Source organism: Bradyrhizobium sp. STM 3562, from assembly GCF_045571435.1.
GTDB lineage: Bacteria > Pseudomonadota > Alphaproteobacteria > Rhizobiales > Xanthobacteraceae > Bradyrhizobium.
The window spans coordinates 7794491-7820180 of the sequence record NZ_CP120694.1; the positions used below are offsets into that span (position 1 = coordinate 7794491).

The window sequence follows — 25690 nt, forward strand, 5'->3', positions numbered from 1 at the left end:
CAGATGTGCGCAACTGGCGCGGACTTCAAGCGTTTTCACGAGCCGGAAGCCTAAGAATCTCCGCTCTCTCGCAACGTCTCGTCAATCATGCAAGCCAAGGTCTTGTCAATCATGCCGAGCATAGGAGCGGCGGTGACTTTGGATTAACCAGGCTTTTTAAGGCGAAACCGACGGGACGCGGCGTAAGGTGTCGCGCAACGACCGGGGAACAAAAATCCCGGCGGGGAGACCAAAAGCCGTGAGGCGTCAAACAGCAACGGGCGGGACCAATCCCGCCGGGTCGAGCCGCGCATTGCGGCTCGACCCTCTCTCTTTGCCAGTCAGCTTTCACGCGCATGATGCCCGCGCCGACGGGTTCGTGCGACAGGTCGAGCTCGATCGCGAACGCGTCGTGCTGCGTCGTGCCGTTCGCGGCATGCGCATGGCGCTCAGACTCCGCGTCAGTGATTTTCTCGGTGTTGCCCTGTGCGACATCAAGGATGGACGGATGCTGGTGCTGGCGCACCGCGATCCCTCGCTCAGCGTTCCTCTCTGCGTCGGCGTCGACGAGGAGGAGATCGCGGCCGCCTGGCAGCTATGGAGCGATGTTTTCGCGCTGCCGATGTTGCAGCATGCGGCCTGCGAGCCCGCACCGCGGCGCCGGCGTCGCAACGCCATCCGCGCGCGACGGCCGAAATTCCTGATGCGGCGGCGTGCCGGCAGTTTGCTGGAGCCGGCGAAGATCTACCGCGGCGAGCGCGAAATCATCGCGCGCAACTAAGCCTGCGCTTGTTGATGAATGAACGACTGTCGAACAGTCATCCTTAAGGTGCTCGCCACCGGTCCGCGCGGAGCGCGGCCCGATGACAGGCTCCGCGAGCCTCGAAGGATGAACGGCCCCGCTGCAGCACCCGGGCCGTCGCCCTTCGAGACGGCCGCGTCGCGGCCTCCTCAGGACGACGGTGACGGTTTGCTAACGCGTCAAACGCGCATCACCGCGTCGATCAACAGACCGGCGAACAGCAACAATCCGGCATCACGGTTGGATTTGAAGATGCGCAGGCAGAGCACGGGATCGCCGATCTTCAGGCGGCGGATCTGCCAGGCAAGATGGACGGCAAATACTGCAAGCCCGAGCCATGCCGGCCAATGCACGCCGGCAAGCCAAAACGCCGCGCCGATCAGCACCACCGCGATTCCGTAGAAGACGACCAGCGCCTCGTGCGTGCGGGCGCCGAACAGGCGCGCCGTCGACTTCACGCCGATCAGCGCGTCGTCTTCGGCATCCTGATGCGCATAGATGGTGTCATAGCCGATCACCCAGGCGATCGAGCCCGCGTAAAGGAGGAGCGCGGTGGCGTCGATACGCTGCAGGATCACCGCAAAGCCCATCAGCGCGCCCCAGGAGAACGCGAGTCCCAGCACGACCTGCGGCCAATAGGTGATCCGCTTCATGAACGGATAGATCGCAACCACCAGAAGCGAGGCGATGCCGGTGACAACGGCGAAACGGTTGAACTGCAGCAGCACTAAAAGGCCGACCAGGGCCTGCGCCGCCAGGAAGATGAGCGCCTGTCTCACGCTCACCTGGCCCGCGGGAATGGGGCGCGAACGCGTGCGTTCGACCCTCGCATCGAGATCGCGGTCGGTGATGTCGTTCCAGGTGCACCCCGCACCGCGCATCGCGAACGCGCCGAGGAAGAACAAGGCAATCGTCAGGGGCAATTGCGAGAGGTCGTGCGCGACGCCTGCCGCCAGCGCCGCCGACCACCAGCACGGCAACAACAGCAGCCAGGACCCGATCGGCCGGTCCAGACGCGACAGCCGCAAATAGGGCCGCAACCAGAGCGGCGCATGGGTATCGACCCAATTGCCGGTGGAATCCGCAACGCGTGCCGACGCGTCGCTCACGGCCTCACCGCTCCAGCACGTTGCCGTTCAGCGTATCGAAGGTGCTGCCGCCTTTCTTGACCGGCGTCGCCTCGGGCGCGGAAACCGAGGAGCCCAGCACCTCGCTGAGCGTCGGGCCCGCAGGGCCGCGTGCCTGCACCTGCTGTGCCACCGTGCAAACCTTTTTCTGCAGCGCCTCGGTGTTCTTGTGCCCGGACTTCAACTGATCGGCGATCTGCGGCGGGATTCCGCATTTGGCCGCATGCGTCTCGACATACTTGATCATCTTCAATTCGGCCTGGCCGAAATTGCCGATCAGCTTGCAAGCCTCGTCCGGCGAAGCATGCCGGTCGCTCGCAGCCTTGATCAGTTTGCCGCGTCGCTCCGCCTCCTCGCGCAGCGGCAGGAATTCCTTCATGCAGGCGTCGGCGGGGCCGGCCTGCTGTGGCGGTGCCGCCGGCACAAAGCCGCCGCCGCCGCCCATGATCGGCGCCGCGCCGTTGGTTGGAAAGGAGGTACTGGTCGGCGGCGCGCCGACCGATGCGCTCGGAGCCGCGCCATTCACCGGCGGAAAGGCAGGATCGTTCTTCACGACACCCTGGTTGGGGAGCGGCGCGGGAAACGCGCCTTGCGCCCACGCATGACCGGCGTGGGCGGCAATGACGGCGACCGTGAACGGTCCCAGCAAGCGGCGGATGATCAAGGCTGTTTCTCCGGCAAGTCCTTGTGATCCCCCTAGTGTCCCGGCACTAGCGTCTACCCGATCACGGCGCGATGTTCGATTAAGGGCGTTATTACGATTCCCCGAGGTCGTTAACAACCCGTGGAATTTGGCAACAGCGCGGCGCGAGGCCGCAGGCACGGGCGAATATTTGTCACTGATTCTAGGCCTTTAGGCTAAAACCAGGCCTGGTTGGGAACATCACTAATGCCTGAATTCGACTTTCGCGCCCCCCGCCTTTTTGTCGACGCATCCCTGGCGACGGGGGCGACCGTCACGCTGGAGCGCGACCAGAGCAATTATCTCGGCAATGTGCTGCGGCTTGCCGCCGGCGACACCATTTTGGTGTTCAACGGACGCGACGGCGAATGGCAAGCGGCTCTTTCGGGCCGCAAGCGGCCGGACACCCTTACCATCGCCAGCCAGACGCGCCCGCAGGATCGCCTCCCCGACCTCGCTTACGTCTTTGCACCGCTCAAACACGCCCGGCTGGACTACATGGTGCAGAAGGCCGTCGAAATGGGCGCATCGCGCCTGCAGCCGGTGCTGACCCGCTTCACCCAGGTCGCTCGCGTCAATGGGGAGCGGATGCGGGCCAATGTCATCGAAGCGGCCGAGCAATGCGGCATTTTGAGCCTTGCCGCAGTGGCCGATCCCGTGCCGCTTGCGCGTTACCTCGAGAATCGCGAGGGCCAGCGCCTCCTGATTTTCTGCGACGAGGCCGCCGAGGCCGCTGATCCTCTCCGGGCGCTGCGGAAAGGCCCCGCGGATGGCCTCGGAATCGATGTCCTGGTTGGGCCCGAAGGCGGGTTCGCCGAGGAGGAGCGGAAACTTCTGGTACACCAGCCGCATGTTTTGCGGCTTTCGCTGGGCCCGCGCGTCCTGCGGGCCGACACCGCAGCCGTCGCCGCGCTGGCGCTGGTGCAAGCCGCGCTCGGCGACTGGACGGACAAGCGGGAATGACCCTGCCTCGGTCGACTTTTCCGTTAAGCGAGCTGGCCGATCCCTGTCGAAACCGCCGGCGAGCCATGCTAAGGGCAGCCCAACTTCGAGCCCCTGGAAGCCTCTTTAGATGACCGAAGCCGCTGCCTCGACCGGAACTGCCGCATGGGCGGACGCCCTGCTGGCCTCGTTCGCCCAGGCGGGCTACGAGCGGGCGGAGCCTGCCATCCTGCAGCCGGCCGAGCCGTTCCTGGACCTTTCCGGCGAGGACATCCGCAAGAGCCTTTACCTGACCACGGATGCCAGCGGCGAGGAACTCTGCCTGCGGCCCGACCTCACCATCCCGGTGGCCCGGGACTATCTGGCCTCGAAGCGGGCCGGCCAGGTCGCCGGCTTCAGCTATCTCGGTCCGGTCTTTCGCTATCGCGGGGGGCTGAGAAGCGAGTTCCAGCAGGCCGGCATCGAGTCCTTCGGCCGCCAGGACCGCCCCGCTGCAGATGCCGAGATGCTGGCGCTGGCGCTGGAAGCGACCGGCGCGCTCGGCGTCAAGGAGGTGGAGATCCGCACCGGGGACGTGGCGCTGTTCAATGCGCTGATCGACGCGCTCGATCTTTACCCGGTCTGGCGGCGGCGGCTGATCAAGGATTTCAATCGCAAGGTCTCCCTGGAGCAGGACCTCGAGCGGCTGACGCTCGCGACCAGCGCCGGCCGCAACGAATATGAGGGCGTCCTTGCCGCGCTTGCCGGCTCCGACCGCAAGGCGGCACTGGCGCTGGTGACCGACCTGGTGTCGATTGCCGGCACCGCCCAGGTCGGCGGACGCACAGTGGCGGAGATCGCCGACCGCTTCCTGGAACAATCGACGTTGAAGGGCGGCGCGCTGCCGCACAACGCGCTCGGCCTGATCAAGCGCTTTCTCGCCATCTCCGGCGATCCCGACGAAGCGGTCGCGCAACTGCGGGCGCTGGCGCGCGATGCCAAGCTCGACATCGCCACGGCGATCGATCAGCTCGAAGCCCGGATCGGCTTCATGGCCGCCCGCGGCATCGACGTAAGCAGCCTGCGCTTCTCGACCTCGTTCGGGCGCGGCCTCGATTACTACACCGGCTTCGAATTCGAGGTGCATGCCAAAGGCAGCGGCAGCGAACCGCTGGTCGCCGGCGGCCGCTATGATGGGCTGACGACGAGGCTCGGCTCGGCCACGCCGATCCCGGCTGTCGGTTTTGCGATCTGGGTCGAAGCGCTGACCAGGATTGGCCGCAAGCCTGCCGATAGCCGCAGCGCGAGGACATCATGAGTGCCCTCTTCGTTCTCGCGGTCCCGTCCAAGGGCCGCCTGCAGGAAAACGCAGAAGCCTTTTTCAGCCGTGCCGGCCTTACCCTCGCCAAGCCGCGCGGCGCCCGCGAATACCGCGGCACCATCGTAGACCTCGACAATGTCGAGATCGCCTATCTCTCGGCGAGCGAGATCGCCGCGCAATTGGCCCGTGGCGCCGTACATATGGGCGTCACCGGCGAGGATCTGGTGCGCGAGAGCATCGTCAACGCCGACAAGCGCGTGCTGTTGATCGACGGCCTCGGCTTCGGCAACGCCAATGTCGTGGTAGCCGTGCCGCAGGCCTGGATCGACGTGCGCACCATGGCCGATCTCGATGACGTCACCACGGGCTTCCGCGCCCAGCATAACCGGCGCATGCGGGTGGCCACAAAATACATCAATCTCACCCGCACCTTCTTCGCCTCGCACGGCGTGGTCGATTACCGCATCGTCGAGAGCGCCGGCGCCACCGAAGGGGCGCCCGCGACCGGCACGGCCGAACTGATCGTCGACATCACCACGACCGGCGCGACGCTGGCCGCCAATGGGCTGAAGGTGCTCGATGACGGTGTGATCCTGCGCAGCCAGGCCAATCTCGTCGCCTCGCGCGACGCCGACTGGTCGAGCGATGCGCGCGAAACGGCACGCGTGATCCTCGACCACATTCACGCGCGCTCGCGCGCCAGCAAATACCGCGAGGTCCGCACCCGTTTCAAAGGATGCGATGCAGCAATGCTGGCCGAGGCGCACAACCGCTTCGGCGTGGTCGCGCCCTTCGGCGGACCGACCTCGTCGGGCATGCTGACGCTGCACTGTCCGCCGGCGCAGATCTATGCGCTCGGCAGCTTCCTGCGCGACCACGGCGCCGACACGGTATCGGTGGCCTCGCTGGACTATGTGCTGGACCGCGAAAACCCGCTGTTCGCCAGGCTCGACGCATTCCTGCGGTCGTGACCGATTGTACCTCGCGCGCGCCGACGAGACGAAGCCCCGCGCGATGGCGACAAGGGCGCATGATTGCAATATGTTAACTTGTTAACTGTGGGACGAGTTGGGAAATCCGATCGATGATGCTGGGTAGCGACGTTTCGAACCTGTCCACCACTGCGGCGGACGCCGCGGCGAAGGGGCTGTCGATCGTCGTGCCGATGTACAATGAAGCAGCGGGATTGGCCGCGCTGCACCAGCGGGTTTGCGAGCTCGCCAAGGCGCTGCGCCGCCGCTATGCGCTTCGCTCCGAGATCGTGTATGTCGACGACGGCAGCATGGATGGAACGCTTGCGATCGCGCGCGCTTTGCCGGCCGATACGCTCGACGTTCAGGTGGTCTCGCTGTCGCGCAATTTCGGCAAGGAAGCCGCGCTGATGGCAGGGCTCGATCATGCCCGGCTCGGCGCCGTGCTGTTCATGGACGGCGACGGTCAGCATCCGCCGGCGCTGGTCGAACAGCTCGTCAGCCACTGGATCGATGGCGGCTATGACGTGGTCTACACCGCCAAGGCCCATCGCGACAATGAATCATTCTTGCGGCGTCTTGCGGTGCATGGCTTTTACGCGCTGATCAATTGGGGCGCGCGGCAAAAGATTCCGGAGGATGCCGGCGACTTCCGCCTGCTCTCACCGCGCGCGGTCGCGGCGCTGCGGCAGCTTCCCGAGCGCAACCGCTTCTTCAAGGGATTGGCGAGCTGGATCGGCTTCCGCCAGATCCGGGTCGATTACGAGCCGGCGCCGCGCGCGCATGGCGTCACCACCTTCAATTTCATGCGGCTGCTTGGCCTGTCGATCGAGGGCCTGACCTCGTTCTCGGTGGCGCCTCTGCGTTTTGCGAGCCTGCTCGGCGTTCTGCTCGCCTCGGCCGCATTCCTGTTCGGCCTGTCGATCATCTGGGAAGTCTGGACCACCGGAAAACAGGTGCCTGGCTATCCCTCGCTGGTGGTCGGGCTGATGACCATCGGCGGCGTGCAGCTCATCATGATCGGCATCGTCGGCGAATATATCGGCAAGATCCTGTCGGAGCTGAAGGCGCGTCCGATCTACTTCGTGGCCGAACACAGCGAGAAGCGCTTCGAGGCGGAGCGGGACGAGAGCGCCGGCGAAAGGACCGCGGCCGAATGAGCGCCGCCGCGCCGCTCGCCCGCATCTGGCTGTGCGCCGACGACTACGGTATCAGTCCCGGCGTCAACCGCGGCATTCGTGACCTGATCGAGCGCGGGCGTCTCAACGCCACCTCCGTCATGGTCGTCGGCCCCGCGATCGGCCGCGAGGAAGTTCACGCGCTGGAAAGTGCGACGCGCGCGAGCCCGCGCTGCGCCATCGGCCTGCACGCCACGCTGACCGCGCCGTTCCGTCCGCTCTCGATGCATTTCCGCCCGCTTGACGGCGGCCTGTTTCCGCCCTTCGCGAAACTGTTTCGCTTGGGCCTGTTGCGGCGGCTCGATCCTGAGATCGTCAATGCCGAATTGAAGCTGCAGCTTTCAGCCTTCCGCGAGATGTTCGGTCGCGCGCCGGACTTTGTCGACGGCCATCAGCACGTGCAGCTCTTCCCGGTGGTACGCGATGCGTTCCTCGGCGCGGTGAAGGAATTGGCGCCCACGGCCTGGGTTCGCCAGGCCGGTCGGCCGGGACCCTTGGCCGGCCGGCTCAACGCCCCGAAGGCGCTCTTTCTCGATACCCTGAGCGCGCAATTCCGCACGCGGGCGGCGCACGCCGGCATCGCGGTCAATCCCGCCTTCGCCGGCGCCTATGATTTTTCCAGAATGCCCGATTTCGGCCGATTGATGCGCGAATTTCTCGAAGGCTTGCCCGACCAGGCCGTGGTGATGTGCCATCCCGGATTCGTCGATGACGTTCTGGCCAGCCTCGACCCCTTCACCGATCAGCGCGAGCGGGAGCACGCCTATCTGGCAGGAGAAGAATTCCCGGCCCTCCTCGCCGAAAAACAGGTCACATTGGGCTGAAGGGCGCGGACGACAAGAGCGCGGACGCGATGTCGCATACCTAAATTTAATTCGGAACCGCACTACAGGCGACATGGAACCGGCCCTACATCTTTGAGCGCGCTTTCCAAGAGAAGCCGCTGGAGACAGACCATGAACCCGCAAGAACGCCAATTGGTTGACGAACTTTTCGACCGGCTCGCCAAGCTGGAAAATGCCCCGCGCGATCCGGAGGCGTCCGCCGCTATCGCGGAGGGCTTGCGAAAGGCGCCGAACGCGATCTACCCGCTGGTGCAAACCGTGCTGCTGCAGGACGAGGCGTTGAAGCGCGCCAATGAACACATCGAGCAACTCGAGGCGGCGGCGCAAGCGCCGCAACAGCAGCAGTCCGGCGGCGGCTTTCTGGATTCCATGCGCGATGCGATTTTCGGCCAGGGCGGCCAACCTCAGCAGCGCGGCTCCGTGCCCAATGTCCCGCCTCCGAGCCGACCCGTCTGGAATAGCGGCCAGGTGATGCAATCGCAGCCGCCGGGCTACGGCCAGCAAGGTTATGGCCAGCCGGGCTACGGACAGCCGGGCTATGGACAGCCACCTTACGGCCAGTCCTATGGCGCTCCTCCGTTCGGCGGTGCCGGCGGCTCCTTCCTCGGTACCGCAGCAGCGGCCGCGGCAGGCATGGTCGGTGGTTCGCTGCTGATGAGCGGCATCCGCAACATGATGGGCGGCTCGCATTACGGCTTCGGCGCGCCGACGACGGTGGTCGAGCCGACAACCGTGGTCGAGGACCGCGGCAGCCCGTGGGGCAATCAGTCGGACAGTTCGCTGGCGCGTGACGCCGGCGTCAACGACATCGGCTCCTCGCGCGAGGGTCGCGACGACAATTCGCGCTCCTCGCTGTTCGACCAGGCCTCGAACGATCAGACCGACTACGGCGACGATCGCGACAACATGGACAACGACGATTTCGCCGACAATGGCGACTTCGGCGACGATGACGGCGGCAACGACTACGCCTGAGCGCCCACCTTCATCGTACGGACCAAGTTTATTGCAGAGACAAAACGGCCGCCCCTTGCGCGGCCGTTTTCATCTCAAAGCACGATGACCCTGGCGCCGACATTGACGCGGCCGTAGAGATCGATCACGTCCTCATTGCGCATGCGGATGCAGCCTGAGGACACGTTGGTGCCGATCGTCCAGGGCTCGTTGGAGCCGTGGATGCGGTAGAGCGTCGAGCCCAGATACATCGCGCGGGCGCCGAGCGGGTTTTCCGGCCCGCCTGCCATATGGCGCGGCAGGTCGGGACGACGGGCCAGCATTTCCGCCGGCGGCGTCCAATCCGGCCATTCGCGCTTGGCGGTGATCGTCTTGACGCCGGACCAGGTAAATCCGGGACGGCCGACGCCGATACCATAGCGCAATGCCCTGCCATTGCCCTCGACGAGAAACAGGAACTTGTTCGGCGTGTCGATCACGATGGTGCCGGGACCTTCCTTGCCGTCATATTCGACCTCCTGCTTTTCATATTTCGGATCGAACGGAGGCTGCGTCGGATCATAGGTTTGATCCTGTGGATCGAGCTGCCGCGGCTGCGCCGGCGCATAAGCCGGCACGTAATAAGCGGGCTGCTGTTGATAGATCGGCTGCTGCGGCTGATAGCGCGGATCCTGCACCGGCCGGTCGCCGAACAGGAATTCGATGAAGCCGCCGCCGAGGCTTGAGCGCTCGGTATAAGCGGTGCGCATCGGCGCGGTCGGCTGAGGCGGATTGGCGTAGATGACGGTGGGGCCGGGAGGGCTTGCGGCATCGATCGCCCTTGCATGATCAATGCCCGTGCCGAGAAAGGACGCGCCGGCAAGCAGCGCGAGAGAGGTTCTCTTCAACATCGACGTACTCTGTACTGGTTCGTCTGCTCGACTTTGCGGCAAGCGGGAAGTTCGCCGCGCCGCTATGACCGGAGAATTAGAATCAAAACCGCCTCGGTTTGGTAAACGAAAGCCGCGTTTGGATTCACCACGTCTGCAACGAACCGCGGATTCAATCGCTAGCGTTTATTTTCGATGAACGCGGCGGAGCCATGGTTAATCGCGTTCTTAATTGCCGGTTTGCCAAACCATCAGTCCGTCTTTTCCGAGAAGTTCCGGCGTGAACCCGATGTTAAAGAGCGTCTGCATAAGAGTTGCGAGGAAGAAAGGTTGGGGGAGCCGTGATGGCTGTTCATCGCAAGCGGTATCGCATTGAAGAAGCTATCGGCATCGACGTGCCGACAGTCGAGGAAGTCGAAGGCGGCGACGTCGGTCCGATGCACCGCGAAATCATGGCCGAGCTGCGCGCGATCCGCGCCCAGATGGCAGGCCCGAGCAAAAGCGCAGCCGCCTCGGTGCTGGCAGACACGGCCTCGCGCGAAATGGCGGAGACGCAGGCCTTGCTGGAAACCTACCGCGCGCAGATCGAGCAATGCGAGAAGCTCAAGGTCGAGCTCGATCTGATCCACGACGCCATCAATCGCACCAAGCGCGAGATCGCCGCGATCCACGGCAAGAGCTTTGACGGCCAGGAGATGGCCCGCGTCAATGGCGAACTCGGCGCGGTCGCCAACGGCACCGAGCAGGCGACGCAGCGGATCCTCGAGGCCGCCGAGTTCATCGACCAGGCGGCAAGTGCGCTGGCCAAGGTGAACTCGCCGGACCAGCAGAAGATTCTCAGCGAGGACATCCAGGAGCGCGTGGTCTCGATCTTCGAAGCCTGCAACTTCCAGGATCTGACCGGACAGCGCATCAATAAAGTGATGAACACGATGAAGTTCATCGAGCACCACATCAATGAGATGATGGAGATCTGGGGCGGCGTCGACGCCATCAAGGCACACTCGCCGGCGATCATCGATACGCGGGGCGACGACGAAAAGCTACTGAACGGGCCGAAGCTCGAGGGCGATGCCGGTCATGCCTCGCAGGACGATATCGACGCCCTGTTCGACTGAGCACGATCGAAATCGCAATCAAAACAAAACGCCGGCAGAGCGCCGGCGTTTTTTGTTTGCTCGTTGTCTTGGTCCGTCATTCCGAGGCGAGACCTAAAGCGCGATGAGCGTCATCGCGCTTTAGCTCTTTGATTGAGCATGATCTTTTCGGAAAACCGCTGCGCACTTTTCCGGATCATGCTCTAGCCGCGAACCGCACTCTCGCGACACAACCTCCAGATTCCGGGTTCGCTCGCTCACGCGAGCGCCCCGGAATGACGCGTGTTGCTGTCAAGCCCGCGGAGCGCAGCGGACATAGACCATGTTGCCGTAGCGGTTGGCGGCGTCTGGATCGACGAAGCGCGTGATCAGCACGCGGCCGTCGAAGGAAATGACCTCGCGATCCTGCTCGCCGCCGGGTGGGCCGGCCGGGCCGATGTAATTCTTGCCGGCGCGGCTGCCCTTCAGCCGCAATTCCTGCGGGGTTGCCTGGTCGGCCAGGTGCATGACTACGCCGCCCGAAGTGCCGGCGCCGATCACATAGGGCTGCTTGCACTGCGCCTTGGCCTGCGCCTCGGTGCGGGCTCGATCACTGGGATTCTGGTAGGACGCAAGACCCCATTTGCCGACCAACTCGTCGGCGCGGATGGACGCCGGCAATTCCGGCTCCACCCCCGGCTCAGGCGCGGGCCCCGGCGTGGAGGTGCCGAGGCTAAAACTCGAGCAGGCCCCCAGAAATATCGATAATGCCGCGACGATCGACAGATTTCGAACCGGCCGCGCGCACCCCAAACTGACCATGATATTCCCCCGAACTGGATGGCGGTCGCACCCGCCATCAACCAAGCCTAAAACCGCCGTGGGAGCAACCACTACCGTTCCGTGTTCCGAATTGGTCTCGTTCAACAATGTCCTCACTCGTCATCAAGAAGGGCTTGAGGCCGTTTGCTTGACAGGATCGGCGCCAGGCCATATTTCGGGCCACAATTAGCACTCCGAGAGCACGACTGCCAACGATACGGCCTGCACAGCGCGAACGAAGCGCGCATGAGATGGCCGGTCACTGTTGCACTTTCGAACCGACCTGAGCTGCGAATCAACCTGACCTGCAAAGCGAGCCTGCAAAGGGAAATGCCATGGCTAAATCCAAATTTCGTCCGCTGCATGACCGCGTCGTCGTGAAACGCATCGACGCCGAGGAAAAGACCAAAGGCGGGATCATCATTCCCGATACCGCCAAGGAAAAGCCCTCCCAGGGCGAGATCATCGCGGTGGGACCCGGCGGACGCGACGAGTCCGGCAAGCTGATTCCGATCGACCTCAAGGTCGGTGATCGCGTGCTGTTCGGCAAATGGTCGGGCACCGAGGTCAAGATCGACAATGAGGAACTCCTGATCATGAAGGAGTCCGACATCATGGGCGTGCTGCAGTAGGCCCTCGACCGCCACGCTCTCCACCGTCATGCCCGGGCTTGACCCGAGCATCCATCATTTTCCGAGATGGATTGCCGGGCAAAGCCCGGCAACGACGAGCGGAGAGGCGCTACGCCCACCCAATCCCAATCATTCCAGGAGTTTTGTGATGGCTGCCAAGGACGTAAAATTTGCCGGCGATGCGCGCGAGCGCATGCTGCGCGGCGTCGACATTCTCGCCAACGCCGTCAAGGTGACGCTGGGTCCGAAGGGCCGCAACGTCGTCATCGAGAAGAGCTTCGGCGCGCCCCGCATCACCAAGGACGGCGTCACCGTCGCCAAGGAGATCGAGCTGGAGGACAAGTTCGAGAACATGGGCGCGCAGATGCTGCGCGAAGTCGCCTCCAAGACCAACGACACCGCGGGCGACGGCACCACCACGGCGACCGTGCTGGCGCAGGCGATTGTCCGCGAGGGCGGCAAGTCGGTGGCTGCCGGCATGAACCCGATGGATCTGAAGCGCGGCATCGACATCGCGGTCGCCGCCGTGGTCAAGGATCTGGAGAAGCGGGCCAAGCCGGTTGCCTCCTCCTCTGAGGTCGCCCAGGTCGGCACCATCTCCGCCAACGGCGATGCGGCGATCGGCAAGATGATCGCCCAGGCCATGCAGAAGGTCGGCAATGAGGGCGTCATCACGGTCGAGGAGAACAAGTCGCTCGAGACCGAGGTCGACATCGTCGAGGGCATGAAGTTCGACCGCGGCTATCTCTCGCCCTACTTCGTCACCAATGCCGAGAAGATGACCGCGGAGCTCGAGGACGCCTATATCCTCCTGCACGAGAAGAAGCTCTCCGGGTTGCAGGCGATGCTGCCGGTGCTGGAAGCGGTGGTGCAGTCGGGCAAGCCGCTGGTGATCATCGCCGAAGATGTCGAAGGCGAGGCACTGGCTACGCTGGTGGTCAATCGCCTGCGCGGAGGCCTCAAGGTCGCGGCCGTCAAGGCGCCGGGCTTCGGCGATCGCCGCAAGGCCATGCTGGAAGACATCGCGATCCTGACCGGCGGTCAGCTCATCTCCGATGAGCTCGGCATGAAGCTCGAGAATGTCACGGTGAAGATGCTCGGCCGCGCCCGCAAGGTCGTGATCGACAAGGAGAACACCACGATCGTCAACGGCGCCGGCAAGAAGCCCGACATCGAGGCGCGCGTCGCCCAGATCAAGGCGCAGATCGAGGAGACCACGTCGGACTACGACCGTGAGAAGCTGCAGGAGCGTCTGGCCAAGCTCGCGGGCGGTGTCGCGGTGATCCGCGTCGGCGGTGCCACCGAGGTCGAGGTGAAGGAGAAGAAGGATCGCGTCGAGGACGCGCTGAACGCGACCCGCGCGGCGGTGCAGGAAGGCATCGTTCCCGGTGGCGGCGTGGCGCTGCTGCGCGCCAAGAAGGCGGTCGGCCGCATCCACAACGATAACCCCGACGTGCAGGCCGGCATCAACATCGTGCTGAAGGCGCTGGAAGCGCCGGTCCGCCAGATTTCGGAAAACGCCGGCCTTGAAGGTTCGATCGTGGTCGGCAAGATTCTGGAGGACAAGTCCGAGACCTTCGGCTTCGACGCCCAGACCGAGGACTACGTCGATATGGTTGCCAAGGGCATCATCGATCCCGCCAAGGTAGTGCGCACCGCGCTGCAGGACGCCTCCTCCGTCGCCGGCCTTCTGGTGACGACGGAAGCCATGGTTGCCGAACTGCCGAAGGAGCCTGCGCCGGCCATGCCCGGCGGTGGCGGCATGGGTGGAATGGGCGGCATGGGCTTCTGACCCCGACCTGCCAAAAAATGAAATCGAAGGCCGCCTCCGGGCGGCCTTCTTTTTTGGGCACGTCGCTCTTAAAAGATCACCTGCTCACCTGCCCTGAATCGATGGAACAGGAACTTCATATGCGCGCGCTATTGCTTGGCCTGAGCGGCCTCTTGATCACGTGGTCGGGTATTGCTCTTGCGGATACGAAGCTCCCCGCCAGGATCACTCCGGGCGCGAACGAGATCAGATATTTCACCTCGATCGACGGTCTGATGGACGGCAATGCCGACGCGATCCTGAAGGAGACGCGGCAGGGCAAGGCGGTCAGCGCCGCCGTGCTCGACGTCTGCTATCCCGTGGACAAGAATTCCGATCGCAAGGACCGGTTCGTCGTCAATCTTGCCGTCAACGGACAGACGCTGTCGGGCACGACGCAGAGCCTCGTGGATAAGGCGCCCGTCACGGTCAAGCTGACGCGCAAGCCGACCGGCGACACCTTCGAATTCCGCGGCCAGATCGCCATCGGCCAAGATGTGACCGAGGTCGCCTCGACCGACAATTCCGACATCAGCGAGCGCGAGTTCCAGGACAGCCAGTCCACCGATGACGGCATCACGCCGCAGCCGAAGGACTTCACCGAAGTGTCGCCGGAGTCGGTCGGGGTGCGGATCAAGCTGGATGCGGCGCTGGATTTCCTAAAGAGCCTGAAAGGCCAGGACGTCGAGGTCGGCGTGAGCAGCCTCGCCGTCACCTGCGACGCCATGCGCGCCGGTCAGCAGACCATCAATCTTTCGGTCGACCCCGAGCGCGCGCCAGGGCTGATCGAGAAGGCAAAGTCCTTTCCCGGCGTGACCGCCGCCGGATGGACGACCGGCATGGTCGAGATGGATCGTGCGATCCGTATTTCCGCCGCGGATTGGCGCGACGGCGGCAAGCTGAACAAGGACAAGCTCGCAAATGCGGTCGGCAATGTCCTGTCGAAGACGCTTGCGGCGAAGCTCTCCGCGTCGAACTGGAACAGCACGACCGGCAAGCTGAAGCTGAGCTTCAAGCGGCCGAGCCAGCTCTATCCCGCCCTCGGCCTCACCGAGACGGTCGAGGTGGTCGGCCTGGTCGCACCGGACCGGCCCGGCGCGTCGGACCGGCTGATGCTGTGGATCGGCACTCCCGCGATCTCGACCAACGATGAAAATGCCGGCGCCAAGCTCATCCTGTCAGACGATTCCTCCGGCGAGGAGGAAGGCGATCAGAAGGACGATTCCGGCTCCATCGAAGCGCTGGCCAAGGAATTGAACGGCCAACGCTGGGACGCCGACAAGTCGGCGTGGAAATGAGCGGCGCCATACGCCGCTAGAGCCTGTTGCGATCAAAGCGGATTGTATCCGCAATGACGGACGTAGTTGGCGCATTCTTCAGGGGTGAACAGGTTCAGGGTGCGTCCGATGAAATCCCAGAGGGCGTCGACGGTTCTGGCCTGGGCTTGCCGCAACAGTTCCTTGAGTTTGGCGAATGCCATCTCGATCGGATTGAGATCGGGGCTGTAGGGCGGCAGGAATAGTAGGCGCGCACCGGCGCCTGCGATGAGGCGAGCGGCCTCTTCGTTCTTGTGGCTCGACAGATTGTCGAGGATCACGGTGTCGCCCTGGCGCAGCACGGGGACGAGGATCTGCTCGACATAGGCCAGGAAACACTCGGCGTTGATCGGCCCGTCGAGCACAAAAGGTGCAATCAACCCCTCGCAGGTGAGGCCCGCAAGAAACGTCGTTGTCTTCCAATGGCCGTTCGGGGCATCGCCGATGGCGCGTGCGCCGACGTCGGCCCAGGCGTAACGACGTGTCATCGCGGTCGTCGTCCAAGTCTCATCGAGGAAAATCAACCGGCCACCAAGGTCCTTCTGCGCGCGCCGCCACGCTTCCCGGCGCTCAGCGACGTCGGGACGATCCTGTTCGCTGGCGCGCACGGTTTTTTTGAAGCTGATCCCCTCCGCGGCGAAAAAGCGCGACAGCATCGACTTGTCGGCTTCCACGCCGTGCGTGCCAAGCAGACGCTCGGCGATCGCATCGAGCGTCAGATCGTTCTCCCTACGACGCAGTTCCAGCAACCAATCCCGGTGCGGCTTCAGCACGGAACGTCGGTCCCCGCCGGTGGGCAAAGCCGCCGCGCGGCGCGTCTCCTCGAACTCCTTCACCCAACGGATCGCGCTCGCGATCCCGACCCGGAAAATCCGCGCCGCCTCGTTCCGCGAAAGGCCGTCCTCAACCACGGCCTTGATCACCCGAATCCGAAGAGCCTCCCCATGCGCCATCCCTGCCAGCCTCCTCCCGGCCTTGAGGATGAATCATGGTTCGCCTGATTTGGGAATCCCCTACGATTCAATTCGATCCCAACCCGCTCTAGCTCTGAAACTGACCCGCGTCGCCCTGAGGAGGCCGCAACGCGGCCGTCTCGAAGGGCGACGGCCCGGCTCTCACAGCGGAGCCGTTCATCCTTCAAGGCCTTCGCTGCGCTACGGCACCTCAGGGATGACGGTGCGGCATGAGCGCTCGCTTCCGGTCAAGGCAGCCGGGCCAATCCAGCAATCCCATCTCAGTTCGTGTTGATCCGGAAGCGCAGGATTTTCGGGCCGATGAAGGACACCAGGTCGCCTTCGCGCTTCCAATTGGTGACCTGGCTCAAGGCGGCGATCAGCTCATCGTCGGCCTGAGCGCGATCGGATGGACAAGCGCGGTCCTGCATCGCGCCGGCGACGAAGATCACGGTATTGCCCGCGACCGAGAACTGGCCCTTGCCGCCCTTGCACCACAATTCGAGAACGGTTTCGCCATTGTCGCCGATATCGAGATCGGGAATCCGTTTCGAGCCGGGCTGAGGCAACGCATCGAGCTGCATTTCCATTCCAAAGGGAAAGCTGTTGTCAGCGCGCGCCGAGACAAGAGTTACTGTGGACGCGAGCAGGGCCAAGGCTGCGCTCGCTTGGACAAGAGCTGACTTCACCAAAACCATACGACCTCGCTAATCCTTTCCGCTGTGCCTCGTCATTCCGGCGCGCTCGCAAAACGCGAGCGAGGCCGGGATCCCGAGGTTTTCCCGATGCGCAATTGCGCGTCTGAGCTTCGCGCTTTGCGCGCCCCGGAACGACGCAGGAGAGATTGCGCCCTTCTATGGGATGGATGAGGCGTTGAACAGGCTCGCGCACTCAAAAACTAAACCAAAAAGAAATCCCCGCGGCACCAGCGGCCCCGCGGGGATTGTTGTTACGACATTCGTCGCTTGTGCTCGCAACGATGCCCTGACGCCTCAGAGCTTGGCGATCCCCGGGAAGAAAAGATAGCAGGCGACGCTGATCAGGATCAGGTAGCAGAGCAACACCAAGGTCCACATAAAGTTGTGCCTGATGACTTCACCTTCATTGCGCACGAAGCGTGTGGTCGACACGCCGACGCTCGCGGTTTGCGGCGCGATCGGCTTTCCGATCTCCGAGCCAACCGAGTTGACGGTCGGCAGCAGCAGCGGCGGGAAGCCCAGGATCTGCCCGACCAACGCCTGGAATTTGCCGAACATCGCATTGGTGGATGTGTTGCTGCCTGACAGAGCGACGCCGATGAACCCGAGAATCGGAGCAACGACGATGAAGGCGGAGCCGATCGACGAGAACGCCTTCGCAAGCGAAGCCGCCATGCCGGAGAAATTGTACACATAGGCCAGGCCGAAGATGAACACGCCGACGAGCAAGGCGCCCCACATCTGCGTCCAGGTCTTGTTCCAGATTTCGGCAAGCTGCAGGCTGTTCACGCGCAGCAGCAGTGCGACGACGATCCATGATGCAAGGATGGCCGAGCCCCCGACAAACGGCGTCCAGTTGAAGATCGCCGCGATCGTCGCTCCCTCGGCGATCGAAGATGCCGCGGTGACCTGCGTGTGGAACAAGACGATGCTCGGCAGCTTGGACCACGGGCCTGTCCAGGCGACCACGATGACGATCAGCACGGCGATCGGCAGCCAGGCCTGAACGATGTCGCCGCCGGAAAGACCATGGCCGGCCGCCGTCCCAGTGCTCGTCAACGGCGCACCGCCATAGCCTCGCATCTGACTGGGCTGCCAGACCTTGAGCAGAAGCAGCAGGCAAACGAAGCAGACGATCGCCCCCGCCACGTCAGGCAGATAGGGACCGAGATAGGTGCCGACAGGCAATTGGCCGGCGATATAGGCGAGCGACCCGACCACGGCCAGCGGCCACGCCTCCCACATGCCTTTCTTGCCCGATACGAGATAAAGCAGGATCCACGGCGGCAGCAGCGCCAGGATCGCAACGATCTTGCTGATCGAAGCCGACAGCGCGAGCAATGGATAGCCCGTGACGGCCGCGAGCGCGATGATCGGTGCACCAAGCGCCCCGTAGGAGACAGGCGCGTTGTTGGCAATGGCTGCAACCCGGATGGCATCGAGATCGGGAATGCCGAGGGCGATCAGGATCGGCGCGACAAATGCCCACGGGTAACCGAAGCCGACGAGGCCCTCCAGGAGCGCGCCGAAGGCCCAGGCAAACAGGATGGTTTGCACGCGGACATCCTGCGTTCCCTGCGCGATCAGCCAGCGCCGCAGCTTGTCGAACGTGCCGGTGACCACCAGCGTGTTGAAAAGCATCACGCCCCAGAACGTGATCCAGTTGACGTTCCATATGCCCGTCGCAGCGCCATAGACATAGGCGCGAATGCCCTCATCGAGGGGCATGCGCCAGACCCAGAGCCCGAGCGCAAGCGTAATAAGCGAACCGACGAGCGTCGCAATCCAGGCCGACCAGCGAAGAGCCGCCAGCATGAAAAGCAGCGCCGCGACAGGAACCAAGGCGACGAGCCAGGTGATGAACATATTGCCGGTAGGATCGAGAATTTGCTTGAACATTGCGCTTCCTCCCCACGCCATTTTGGGCGCCCGGCCGGCGTGGACGGACCGGGTAGCCCGGCGCCGTTGCGGAGTGCCTTGGCAATGCGCGACGTGAGTTCAGGAGATTCGGGAACTACCGAACCCTCCTCAAAACCTCGCGAAATCATGAAGGCGCGCCACCCCTCGCCGTTGCGCCCATGCTAGGGTTGACTCGAAGGCCCGGACAAGCCAACCCCGACAGCGATACTTACGACTTTAGTCTAGGCAGAGCCCCATTAGGCCGAATTCAGGCTGTCTTTCAGGCCCTTAAATTCGCTCCCAGGAGATGCTGATCTGTGAAAAAAATCCGCTCGACACTCGCGATCGTATGGCGCATCGCCGGCCCCTATTTTCGCTCCGAGGACAAGCTGGCCGGTCTTACGCTGCTCGCAGCCGTGATTGCGATCGAACTCTCGCTGGTGGCGATCGATGTGGTGCTGAACCAATGGTACAATAGATTTTATAACGATCTTCAGGAACGGAACTGGAATGGCTTCGTCTGGGAGATCGGCTTCTTCATCGTTCTCGCTTCGCTCAACGTCGCCCTCTCGATCTATCAGCTCTATCTCAATCAATGGCTCCAGATCCGCTGGCGGCGCTGGATGACCAGCCGCTATCTTGGCAGATGGCTGCACGAGGCCAATCACTATCGCATGCAACTCACCGGCGATGCCGCTGATAACCCGGACCAGCGCATTTCCGATGACGTGAAGATGTTCGTCGAGCAGACCATCGGCATCGTGGTGGGCCTGCTCAGCGCGGTCGTGACGCTCGCCTCGTTCGTCGTCATTCTGTGGGGCCTGTCGAACGCGGCGCCCTTGCATTTGGCCGGCCAGGACTGGGCGATTCCCGGCTATCTCGTGTGGTGCGCGCTGATCTACGCCGTGTTCGGCACGGCGCTGACGCAATGGATCGGCTCCCCGCTGGTGAACCTCTCGTTCGAACAGCAACGCTATGAGGCCGACTTCCGCTTCAACCTGGTACGGGTACGCGAAAACTCCGAACAAATCGCATTGTTGCGTGGCGAGGGCGCCGAGCGCGAACGGCTGTCGGAGCGCTTCGGACGCGTCGTCCACAACTGGTACCAGATCATGAGCCGCACCAAACGGCTCACGGCCTTCACTACGAGCTACTCGCAGGCCGCGGTAATCTTCCCCTACGTGCTGGTTGCACCGGCCTATTTCGCCGAGAAGATTCAGCTCGGTGGCCTGATGCAGACGGCCTCCGCCTTCGGCAGCGTGCAGAAAGCACTGTCGTTCTTCGTATCGATCTACCGCTCGCTGGCCGAATGGCGTGCCGTGGTCGCCCGTCTCGACGGCTTCGAAATGTCGATCGAGAGCGCAGCAACGCTGCCGTCTAGGCCGCCCTCGATCGACGTGGTCCCGTCGGGCAGCGATACGATCGACGTGGCACAACTGATGGTCCGCCTGCCGAACGGCCTGCCGCTGATCTCGGCCGACAGCTTCAACATCGCAGCGAACGAGCGCACGCTGGTGACCGGGCCCTCGGGCGCCGGCAAGTCGACCCTGTTCCGTGCGATTGCCGGTGTCTGGCCGTTCGGCAGCGGCTCGATTGCGGTCCCGGCGCATGCGAGTCTTATGATGCTGCCGCAGCGGCCGTATTTCCCTGTCGGCACGCTTCGGGCCGCGATCGTCTACCCGGCACAGCCGGGCGAGTTCAGCACCGAGCAGATCACCGATATCTTGGCCGCGGTCGGCCTTTCAAAGCTCGAGCCGCGCTTGGACGAGGAGGAACACTGGAATCGGATGCTCTCGCTCGGCGAGCAGCAGCGGCTGGGGCTGGCACGGGCGCTGCTGCACGCGCCGCAATACCTGTTCCTGGATGAGGCGACCGCGTCCCTCGACGAAGCCGCGGAGGCGAGGCTCTATCGGCTGCTGGAGGAGCGCTTGCCGGCGACCACGATCGTCTCGATCGGCCATCGCTCCACGCTTGCGGCATTCCATGAGCGCAGCGTCGTGCTGACCCGCGAGGGCGACAGGTTCGCGCTGCAGAGCCCCAGCAAGGAAGAAGTAAAGTCCTCCTTGGCCGAATAGCCGGCCCGCACTGCGCGGCCGAGGTTAAGGCAGCGGCGAGCCGCCCTCCAGGGCCGAACAGACAAAGCGAAAGGGGCGGCAGATCTCTCTGCCGCCCCTTCCACAGTCTTTCGGTGAAAGCTTACTTCAGGTTGGTGATCGCCGTCAGGTCGGCGGAGAGCTTGGCCACGCCGGCCGCGCCGCACCAGTTGGAGCCGAAGCCACCCGGATTGATCGCGGTGATGAAGGCCGGGTTGAAGTCCTTGGTCTGGAAGTCGCTGGTGAAGGCATTGCAGGAAGCCTTCGACAGGTCGGTGTCGTAGTAGCGCAGATCCAGCGTGAACACCTTCCAGGTGAAGCCAACGCCGACGTTCCAGGTGTTGTAGCTGGGCTCAGGAATACCGGCCGAGTAGTTGGCCAGCACGCTGGTCACACCATAGAAGGCGTCCGACGTTCCGAGCCACTGGCGGCCGAACTCGCCGGAGACGTACATGCCGATGCCGGTGCTGCCGAAGATCGTGCCCGGCGCGGTCCACTTGGCGGTCACCGAGGAGTAGTTGCCCCAGGCGCCCAGGTTGAGGAAGTTCGGCGAGTAGTACTCGTTGAAGCCCACCGACCACTGGTCGTTGAGGGCGATGTTCAGCTTGGCGTAGCCTTCGAAGAAGCTCGCATCGCGCTTGGCGACGTTGCCGTTCGGCAAGCTGCCGTTGAGCACGCAGTTCAGCTCGGAGCCCGGGATGCCCGAGCCCGGGAAGGCTCCGGCGTTGAAGCACTGTCCGCCCGGATAGAGATAACCCCACACACCGAAGTCGAAGGCGAACATGCCGAAGGTCGGACGGATACCGCCATAGACGTCGATTTCGGCCGCAGCCCGGTTCGGGAACGAGATGCTCTCACCCGACACGCCCAAGTAGAGCTGTAGGTCCTTGTTCACGTTGTACCGTGGCTCGAAATAGGCCGCCACGGAGGCCTGGTGGTTCGACTGGGTGATACCGCGGAAAATGTAGTCGTTCATGATGGCACTGCCGAAGGCAATGTCCCACGGTTCGAATGCCGGCGGCGGCGGCGCCTTGAGCGCCTTCGTTGGCAAATCGGCCGCGAAGGCCGAGCCGGAAACCATTGCTAGCGCCGTTGCTAACAAAGCGACTTTCTTCATGACAATCCCCATCACAGTCCAAGTTCAGCCCGACGTTGGCGGCGCCCCCGGGGCAAGCGGTATCCGGCTGCGACCCAAAAATCTCAGTGCTTGGCACTGTGGAACGGAGCGTCTTGACCGTGAAGCCAAAAACGCGAGCATCTGCCGACTTTTTAGGCGTTCCGCTGAATCTAGCGCAGGTTGTTTTCGTGTGTGGCATTCCGACAACATCTTTGGGCGCCACCGTCCGGAAAATCACGGAGATCGATCGCGCCTCAGCCGGACACGCTATTCGCATTCGACCGCTGCGAATCAGCCATTCCGAATCATGCGCATGGTGGGAAGGGCGCTTCGACAAATGAAAGGGCCGCGGCGAAGACCGCGGCCCTTTGATCGCAAAGTTGCATCGCAAAGCCTGAGCTGAAGTGCGGGCTCGCGCCTGAGTTGAGCCGAGCCGATCCGATCGACCGACCCGGTCCTAAAAGACCCGTTCAACCTCGCAAGGCCCGAAGCGCGACGGCGATTCGACTGAAGCACCTCGCGCTCCGGCATACGTGTGCCGGGCGCTGCGAGCGACTGCAGCTATTGGCCCTGGTCCTCTCCACCGGTCGAAGCACCGTCGCCCCATGACTGCGCGGGGCTTTGGCTCGGCGTGGCCCAGCTCGGGGCCGGCTCTTCCGACTCGGGAGCCGGGGCAGGAGCAGGCTTCGGAGCAGCCGACTTCTTCTTGGCCGCGCTCTTCTTCGGAGCAGCTTTCTTCGCAGCTTTCTTTGCAGCCTTCTTGGCGGATTTCTTCGGCGCCGCCTTCTTTGCCGCGGCTTTCTTTGCCGACTTCGCCTTTTTCGCCGACTTCTTCGAAGCCCTCTTCGCCGCCTTCGCAGCTACAACCTTCTTCTTTTTCGCCTTCTTACCCTTCTTGGCCTTTTTCCCTTTAGCCATCGTGGTCCTCCTATTGCCGCCGATCAATGTGCAATCGGGCGCTTCAAGTCGTCCGCATCTTTGGCCGGGCCAATTCGATCATTCCGATCCTGGCCGGGGACCGCCTGTCGCCCAATCGAGAAGCTCAATGGTGTGGACGACAGGAACTGACGTGCCGCCGGCAATCTGCACCATGCACCCAATATTGCCCGCCGCAATCATGTCCGGCTTGACGCTTGCGATGTTGGCGATCTTGCGATCACGCAGTTGGCTCGCAATGTCAGGCTGGAGAATGTTGTAAGTCCCCGCCGAGCCGCAACACAAATGGCTCTCAGGCACATCTTTCACCACGAATCCATTCTTGGAAAGCAAATCTTTCGGAAGAGCTGTGATTTTCTGTCCATGCTGCAGCGAACACGCCGAGTGATAGGCGATGACCACGCCGCTTTGTTGCTGGCAAGGCTTCAGCTCAAGGCCGGCAAGATACTCGGTGATGTCCTTGGCGAGCGCCGAGACCTTCGCGGCAGGCGCGGCAAAATCGCGGTCGGTGCGCAGCATATGCCCGTAGTCCTTGATCACCGTGCCGCATCCGGAGGTCGTGATCACGATGGCATCGAGCCCGCCGCGCTCGGCCTCGGCGGTCCAGGCCGCGACATTGGCGCGCGCCCGCGCCAATGCGTCGTCGTCGCGCCCCATGTGATGGGTCAGCGCGCCGCAGCATTGTTCGTCGGCGACCAGCACCACTTCAATGCCGTGGCGGGTCAAAACATTGATGGCGGCCTGGCTGATTCGCGGTGCCAGCACCTGTTGCGCGCAGCCCTGCAGCAGCGCGACGCGGCCGCGCCTCTCTCCCTGGGCCGGAAATACGCTGCCTGCGGCCGGTCCCGGCGCCGGCAGACGGCTCGGCGAGAGCGCCAGCATCGCCCTGATGCGACGCAGCAAGGTCGGGTTCGCCTGGTGTCCTTTGGGCGCCGGCAACAGCGCCAGAAGCGGGCGTGCCAGCCGTCCCAGCCGCGTGGCGGCGCGGAAGGCGGTGGGCCGGGGCAGCACGAAGCCAAGCACCTCGCGCAGCAGCCGCTCGCTCAGCGGCCGCTTGTACTGCTTTTCGATTCGCACCCGCGCCTGGTCGACGAGATGCATGTAGTGCACCCCCGACGGACAGGTGGTCATGCAGGCAAGGCAGGAGAGGCAACGGTCGATGTGCTTGACCACCTCGTGGGTCGGCGGCTTCTCCTTCTCCAGCATCTCGCGGATCAGGTAGATCCGCCCGCGCGGGCTATCGAGCTCGTCCCCGAGCAGCACGTAGGTCGGGCAGGTCGCCGTGCAGAAGCCGCAATGCACGCAGGCGCGCAGGATCTTGTCGGCTACCGCGACATCGGGATCGGCGAGCTGGGCAAGGCTAAACTCGGTCTTCATGCGCCCTCCCGCGTGAGCCGGCCGCGATTGAAGATGCGCTTCGGGTCGAAGCTGTTGCGGATGCGCTCGCTCAAGCTCGCAAGCCCTGATGGTTGCGGGTGGAACACATCGATCGCGCGCCGGACCTGCTCGGACCCGCGGATCAGGGTCGCGTGCCCGCCCCCGGCCTCGGCGCGCCGGCGCACCACCGCGGCCTGCGCGTCCGGCTTGGGCGGCAAGGCCGCCCAGATCAGGCCCCCGCCCCAATCGTAGATGACCTCGCCCCCGGTTTCGCGGGCAAGCGCCTGGCCAAGCGCGCCACCGGAAGCCGGCGGGCAGACGATCCGCCACACCGGCCACGCCCCAAGCGGCCCGTTTGCGGCGAAGGGACGCACGTCGCGGATGGAATTCCAGATCTCGGCGGAGGCCGCATCCTCCAGGATCTGCGCCGTTCCGAACGGCTTCAGCGCGTCGGCAAGGGACCGCGCACGATGGCTGACCGAGGCCAGAATGCCTTCGAGCCGCAGCAAAGTCACCGCCTCCTTGGGCGAGCCGACGCCATTGAGGCCGGGCGCCTCGCCGCGCAGCGCCGAGGCAGGCAGATGTGCCGCGGCCGAGACGTCGAAGGGCGAGCCCAGCGCCGCCGTCATCGCGCGATTTGCGCCGAGGTCGTCGAGCCCGCGCAGCACCAGCGTGCGCTCGGTCTCCGGCCGCGGCATGACCTTCATGGTCACCTCGGTCATGACCGCGAGCGTGCCCCAGGAGCCCGCAAGCAGCTTGCAGAGATCGTAGCCGGTGACGTTCTTCACCACTTTGCCGCCGGTCTTGAAGCTGTCGCCGAAGCCGGACACGGCATGCGCGCCCAGGAGGTGGTCGCGCACGCCGCCGGCCCTGATGCGCCGCGGGCCGGCAAGTCCGGCACCGATCATGCCTCCGATGGTTCCGCGTTCCGGCGTTCCCAGCAGAAAGGCGGTATTGACCGGCTCGAAGGCGAATTGCTGGCTCTTGGAATCGAGCAGCGACGTGACGTCCGAAAGCGGCGCGCCGGCCCCGACCGTGATGATCAGCTCGTTCGGCTCATAGGAGGTCACGGCGTTGAGCGGCGACAGGTCGAGCACCGCGTTGGTGGCCATCGCCTGCCCGATCAGCCGCTTGGAGCCATGGCCGATGATCTCCAGCGGCTGCTCGCCGGCAATCGCCGCGCGCACCGCATCTTCGACGTCCTTGGCGTCTCTTATTTTCAGCGTGTCCACGGCCTAAGCGCGTAGCGAAATTCTTCGCCGAAATCAAATGCAAGACTCGGCCGCTGGCATCGCCCGCCTCCGGGCGACGC

23 protein-coding genes are annotated in these 25690 nt (G+C 63.9%); 12 read left to right on the top strand and 11 right to left on the bottom strand.

Going from position 1 to position 25690, the window contains the following annotated elements:
- Positions 1-238 precede the first annotated feature (238 nt).
- Entirely contained in the window at positions 239-760 is a 522-nt protein-coding gene (locus tag P6U23_RS36070) for a DUF6101 family protein (protein ID WP_407177036.1), read from the top strand.
- Positions 761-960: 200 nt separating this feature from the next.
- Here the strand turns inward: P6U23_RS36070 and ubiA are convergent, their stop codons facing one another.
- Both ubiA and P6U23_RS36080 read right to left on the bottom strand, forming a co-directional pair.
- Entirely contained in the window at positions 961-1890 is a 930-nt protein-coding gene (gene ubiA, locus P6U23_RS36075; RefSeq protein ID WP_407177037.1) for a 4-hydroxybenzoate octaprenyltransferase, read from the bottom strand.
- 4 nt (positions 1891-1894) lie between these two features.
- Positions 1895-2569, bottom strand: coding sequence for a hypothetical protein (locus tag P6U23_RS36080; protein WP_407181702.1), 675 nt, complete (start codon positions 2567-2569; stop codon positions 1895-1897).
- A 228-nt stretch (positions 2570-2797) separates the two neighbouring features.
- Here P6U23_RS36080 and P6U23_RS36085 point away from each other — a divergent pair, with 228 nt between their 5' ends.
- The 6 genes from P6U23_RS36085 (at position 2798) to P6U23_RS36110 (ending at position 8801) form a co-directional block, all read left to right on the top strand.
- Positions 2798-3553: a 16S rRNA (uracil(1498)-N(3))-methyltransferase gene (locus tag P6U23_RS36085; protein WP_407177038.1), complete on the top strand. Its 756-nt coding sequence runs from the start codon at positions 2798-2800 to the stop codon at positions 3551-3553.
- Positions 3554-3662: 109 nt separating this feature from the next.
- Positions 3663-4829 carry an ATP phosphoribosyltransferase regulatory subunit gene (locus P6U23_RS36090; RefSeq protein WP_407177039.1) on the top strand — a complete coding sequence of 389 codons (1167 nt, stop codon included), beginning with the start codon at positions 3663-3665 and terminating at the stop codon, positions 4827-4829.
- Positions 4826-5803 (top strand): ATP phosphoribosyltransferase, encoded by a 978-nt coding sequence (gene hisG, locus P6U23_RS36095; protein ID WP_407177040.1) that lies wholly within the window; start codon positions 4826-4828, stop codon positions 5801-5803. Before P6U23_RS36090 ends, hisG begins: the two co-directional genes overlap by 4 nt.
- Positions 5804-5916: 113 nt before the next feature.
- Positions 5917-6963 carry a glycosyltransferase family 2 protein gene (locus tag P6U23_RS36100; protein WP_407177042.1) on the top strand — a complete coding sequence of 349 codons (1047 nt, stop codon included), beginning with the start codon at positions 5917-5919 and terminating at the stop codon, positions 6961-6963.
- A complete protein-coding gene (locus P6U23_RS36105; protein ID WP_407177043.1) occupies positions 6960-7805 on the top strand; it encodes a ChbG/HpnK family deacetylase in 846 nt (281 codons plus the stop codon). Before P6U23_RS36100 ends, P6U23_RS36105 begins: the two co-directional genes overlap by 4 nt.
- Positions 7806-7937: 132 nt before the next feature.
- The gene (locus tag P6U23_RS36110; protein ID WP_407177044.1) at positions 7938-8801 is read left to right on the top strand and encodes a DUF2076 domain-containing protein; all 864 of its coding nucleotides are present in this window, start codon (positions 7938-7940) and stop codon (positions 8799-8801) included.
- Positions 8802-8875: 74 nt separating this feature from the next.
- On the opposite strand, the gene P6U23_RS36115 is transcribed toward P6U23_RS36110, so the two are convergent.
- Entirely contained in the window at positions 8876-9670 is a 795-nt protein-coding gene (locus P6U23_RS36115) for a L,D-transpeptidase (RefSeq protein ID WP_407177045.1), read from the bottom strand.
- A 323-nt stretch (positions 9671-9993) separates the two neighbouring features.
- Here P6U23_RS36115 and P6U23_RS36120 point away from each other — a divergent pair, with 323 nt between their 5' ends.
- Complete coding sequence (locus P6U23_RS36120; protein WP_407177046.1) at positions 9994-10767, top strand: protein phosphatase CheZ; 774 nt, start codon at positions 9994-9996, stop codon at positions 10765-10767.
- Positions 10768-11037: 270 nt separating this feature from the next.
- On the opposite strand, the gene P6U23_RS36125 is transcribed toward P6U23_RS36120, so the two are convergent.
- Positions 11038-11547, bottom strand: a complete 510-nt coding sequence (locus P6U23_RS36125; RefSeq protein ID WP_407177047.1) for a hypothetical protein — start codon at positions 11545-11547, stop codon at positions 11038-11040.
- A gap of 335 nt (positions 11548-11882) precedes the next feature.
- On the opposite strand from P6U23_RS36125, the gene groES reads away from it, so the two are divergent.
- The 3 genes from groES (at position 11883) to P6U23_RS36140 (ending at position 15287) form a co-directional block, all read left to right on the top strand.
- Positions 11883-12179 (top strand): co-chaperone GroES, encoded by a 297-nt coding sequence (gene groES / locus P6U23_RS36130; RefSeq protein WP_407177048.1) that lies wholly within the window; start codon positions 11883-11885, stop codon positions 12177-12179.
- Between the two features lie 148 nt (positions 12180-12327).
- Positions 12328-13971, top strand: coding sequence for a chaperonin GroEL (groL, locus tag P6U23_RS36135; protein WP_407177049.1), 1644 nt, complete (start codon positions 12328-12330; stop codon positions 13969-13971).
- Between the two features lie 119 nt (positions 13972-14090).
- A complete protein-coding gene (locus P6U23_RS36140) occupies positions 14091-15287 on the top strand; it encodes a hypothetical protein (RefSeq protein ID WP_407177050.1) in 1197 nt (398 codons plus the stop codon).
- Between the two features lie 32 nt (positions 15288-15319).
- Here P6U23_RS36140 and P6U23_RS36145 read toward each other — a convergent pair whose 3' ends face one another.
- The 3 genes from P6U23_RS36145 to P6U23_RS36155 form a co-directional block, all read right to left on the bottom strand.
- On the bottom strand, positions 15320-16258 hold the full coding sequence (locus P6U23_RS36145) for an IS630 family transposase (RefSeq protein ID WP_407177051.1): 939 nt from the start codon (positions 16256-16258) through the stop codon (positions 15320-15322).
- 281 nt (positions 16259-16539) lie between these two features.
- Positions 16540-16956 carry an META domain-containing protein gene (locus P6U23_RS36150; RefSeq protein ID WP_407177052.1) on the bottom strand — a complete coding sequence of 139 codons (417 nt, stop codon included), beginning with the start codon at positions 16954-16956 and terminating at the stop codon, positions 16540-16542.
- Between the two features lie 294 nt (positions 16957-17250).
- A complete protein-coding gene (locus P6U23_RS36155; protein ID WP_407177053.1) occupies positions 17251-18855 on the bottom strand; it encodes an L-lactate permease in 1605 nt (534 codons plus the stop codon).
- A 317-nt stretch (positions 18856-19172) separates the two neighbouring features.
- Here P6U23_RS36155 and P6U23_RS36160 point away from each other — a divergent pair, with 317 nt between their 5' ends.
- Positions 19173-20930: an ABC transporter ATP-binding protein/permease gene (locus P6U23_RS36160; RefSeq protein ID WP_407177054.1), complete on the top strand. Its 1758-nt coding sequence runs from the start codon at positions 19173-19175 to the stop codon at positions 20928-20930.
- 121 nt (positions 20931-21051) lie between these two features.
- On the opposite strand, the gene P6U23_RS36165 is transcribed toward P6U23_RS36160, so the two are convergent.
- The 4 genes from P6U23_RS36165 to P6U23_RS36180 form a co-directional block, all read right to left on the bottom strand.
- On the bottom strand, positions 21052-22065 hold the full coding sequence (locus P6U23_RS36165; protein ID WP_407177055.1) for a TorF family putative porin: 1014 nt from the start codon (positions 22063-22065) through the stop codon (positions 21052-21054).
- Between the two features lie 561 nt (positions 22066-22626).
- Positions 22627-23010 (bottom strand): histone, encoded by a 384-nt coding sequence (locus P6U23_RS36170; RefSeq protein WP_407177056.1) that lies wholly within the window; start codon positions 23008-23010, stop codon positions 22627-22629.
- 51 nt (positions 23011-23061) lie between these two features.
- The gene (glcF, locus tag P6U23_RS36175) at positions 23062-24378 is read right to left on the bottom strand and encodes a glycolate oxidase subunit GlcF (RefSeq protein ID WP_407177057.1); all 1317 of its coding nucleotides are present in this window, start codon (positions 24376-24378) and stop codon (positions 23062-23064) included.
- The gene (locus tag P6U23_RS36180; RefSeq protein WP_407177058.1) at positions 24375-25610 is read right to left on the bottom strand and encodes an FAD-binding protein; all 1236 of its coding nucleotides are present in this window, start codon (positions 25608-25610) and stop codon (positions 24375-24377) included. The genes glcF and P6U23_RS36180 overlap by 4 nt, the downstream gene beginning before the upstream one ends.
- Between the last annotated feature and the right edge of the window lie 80 nt (positions 25611-25690).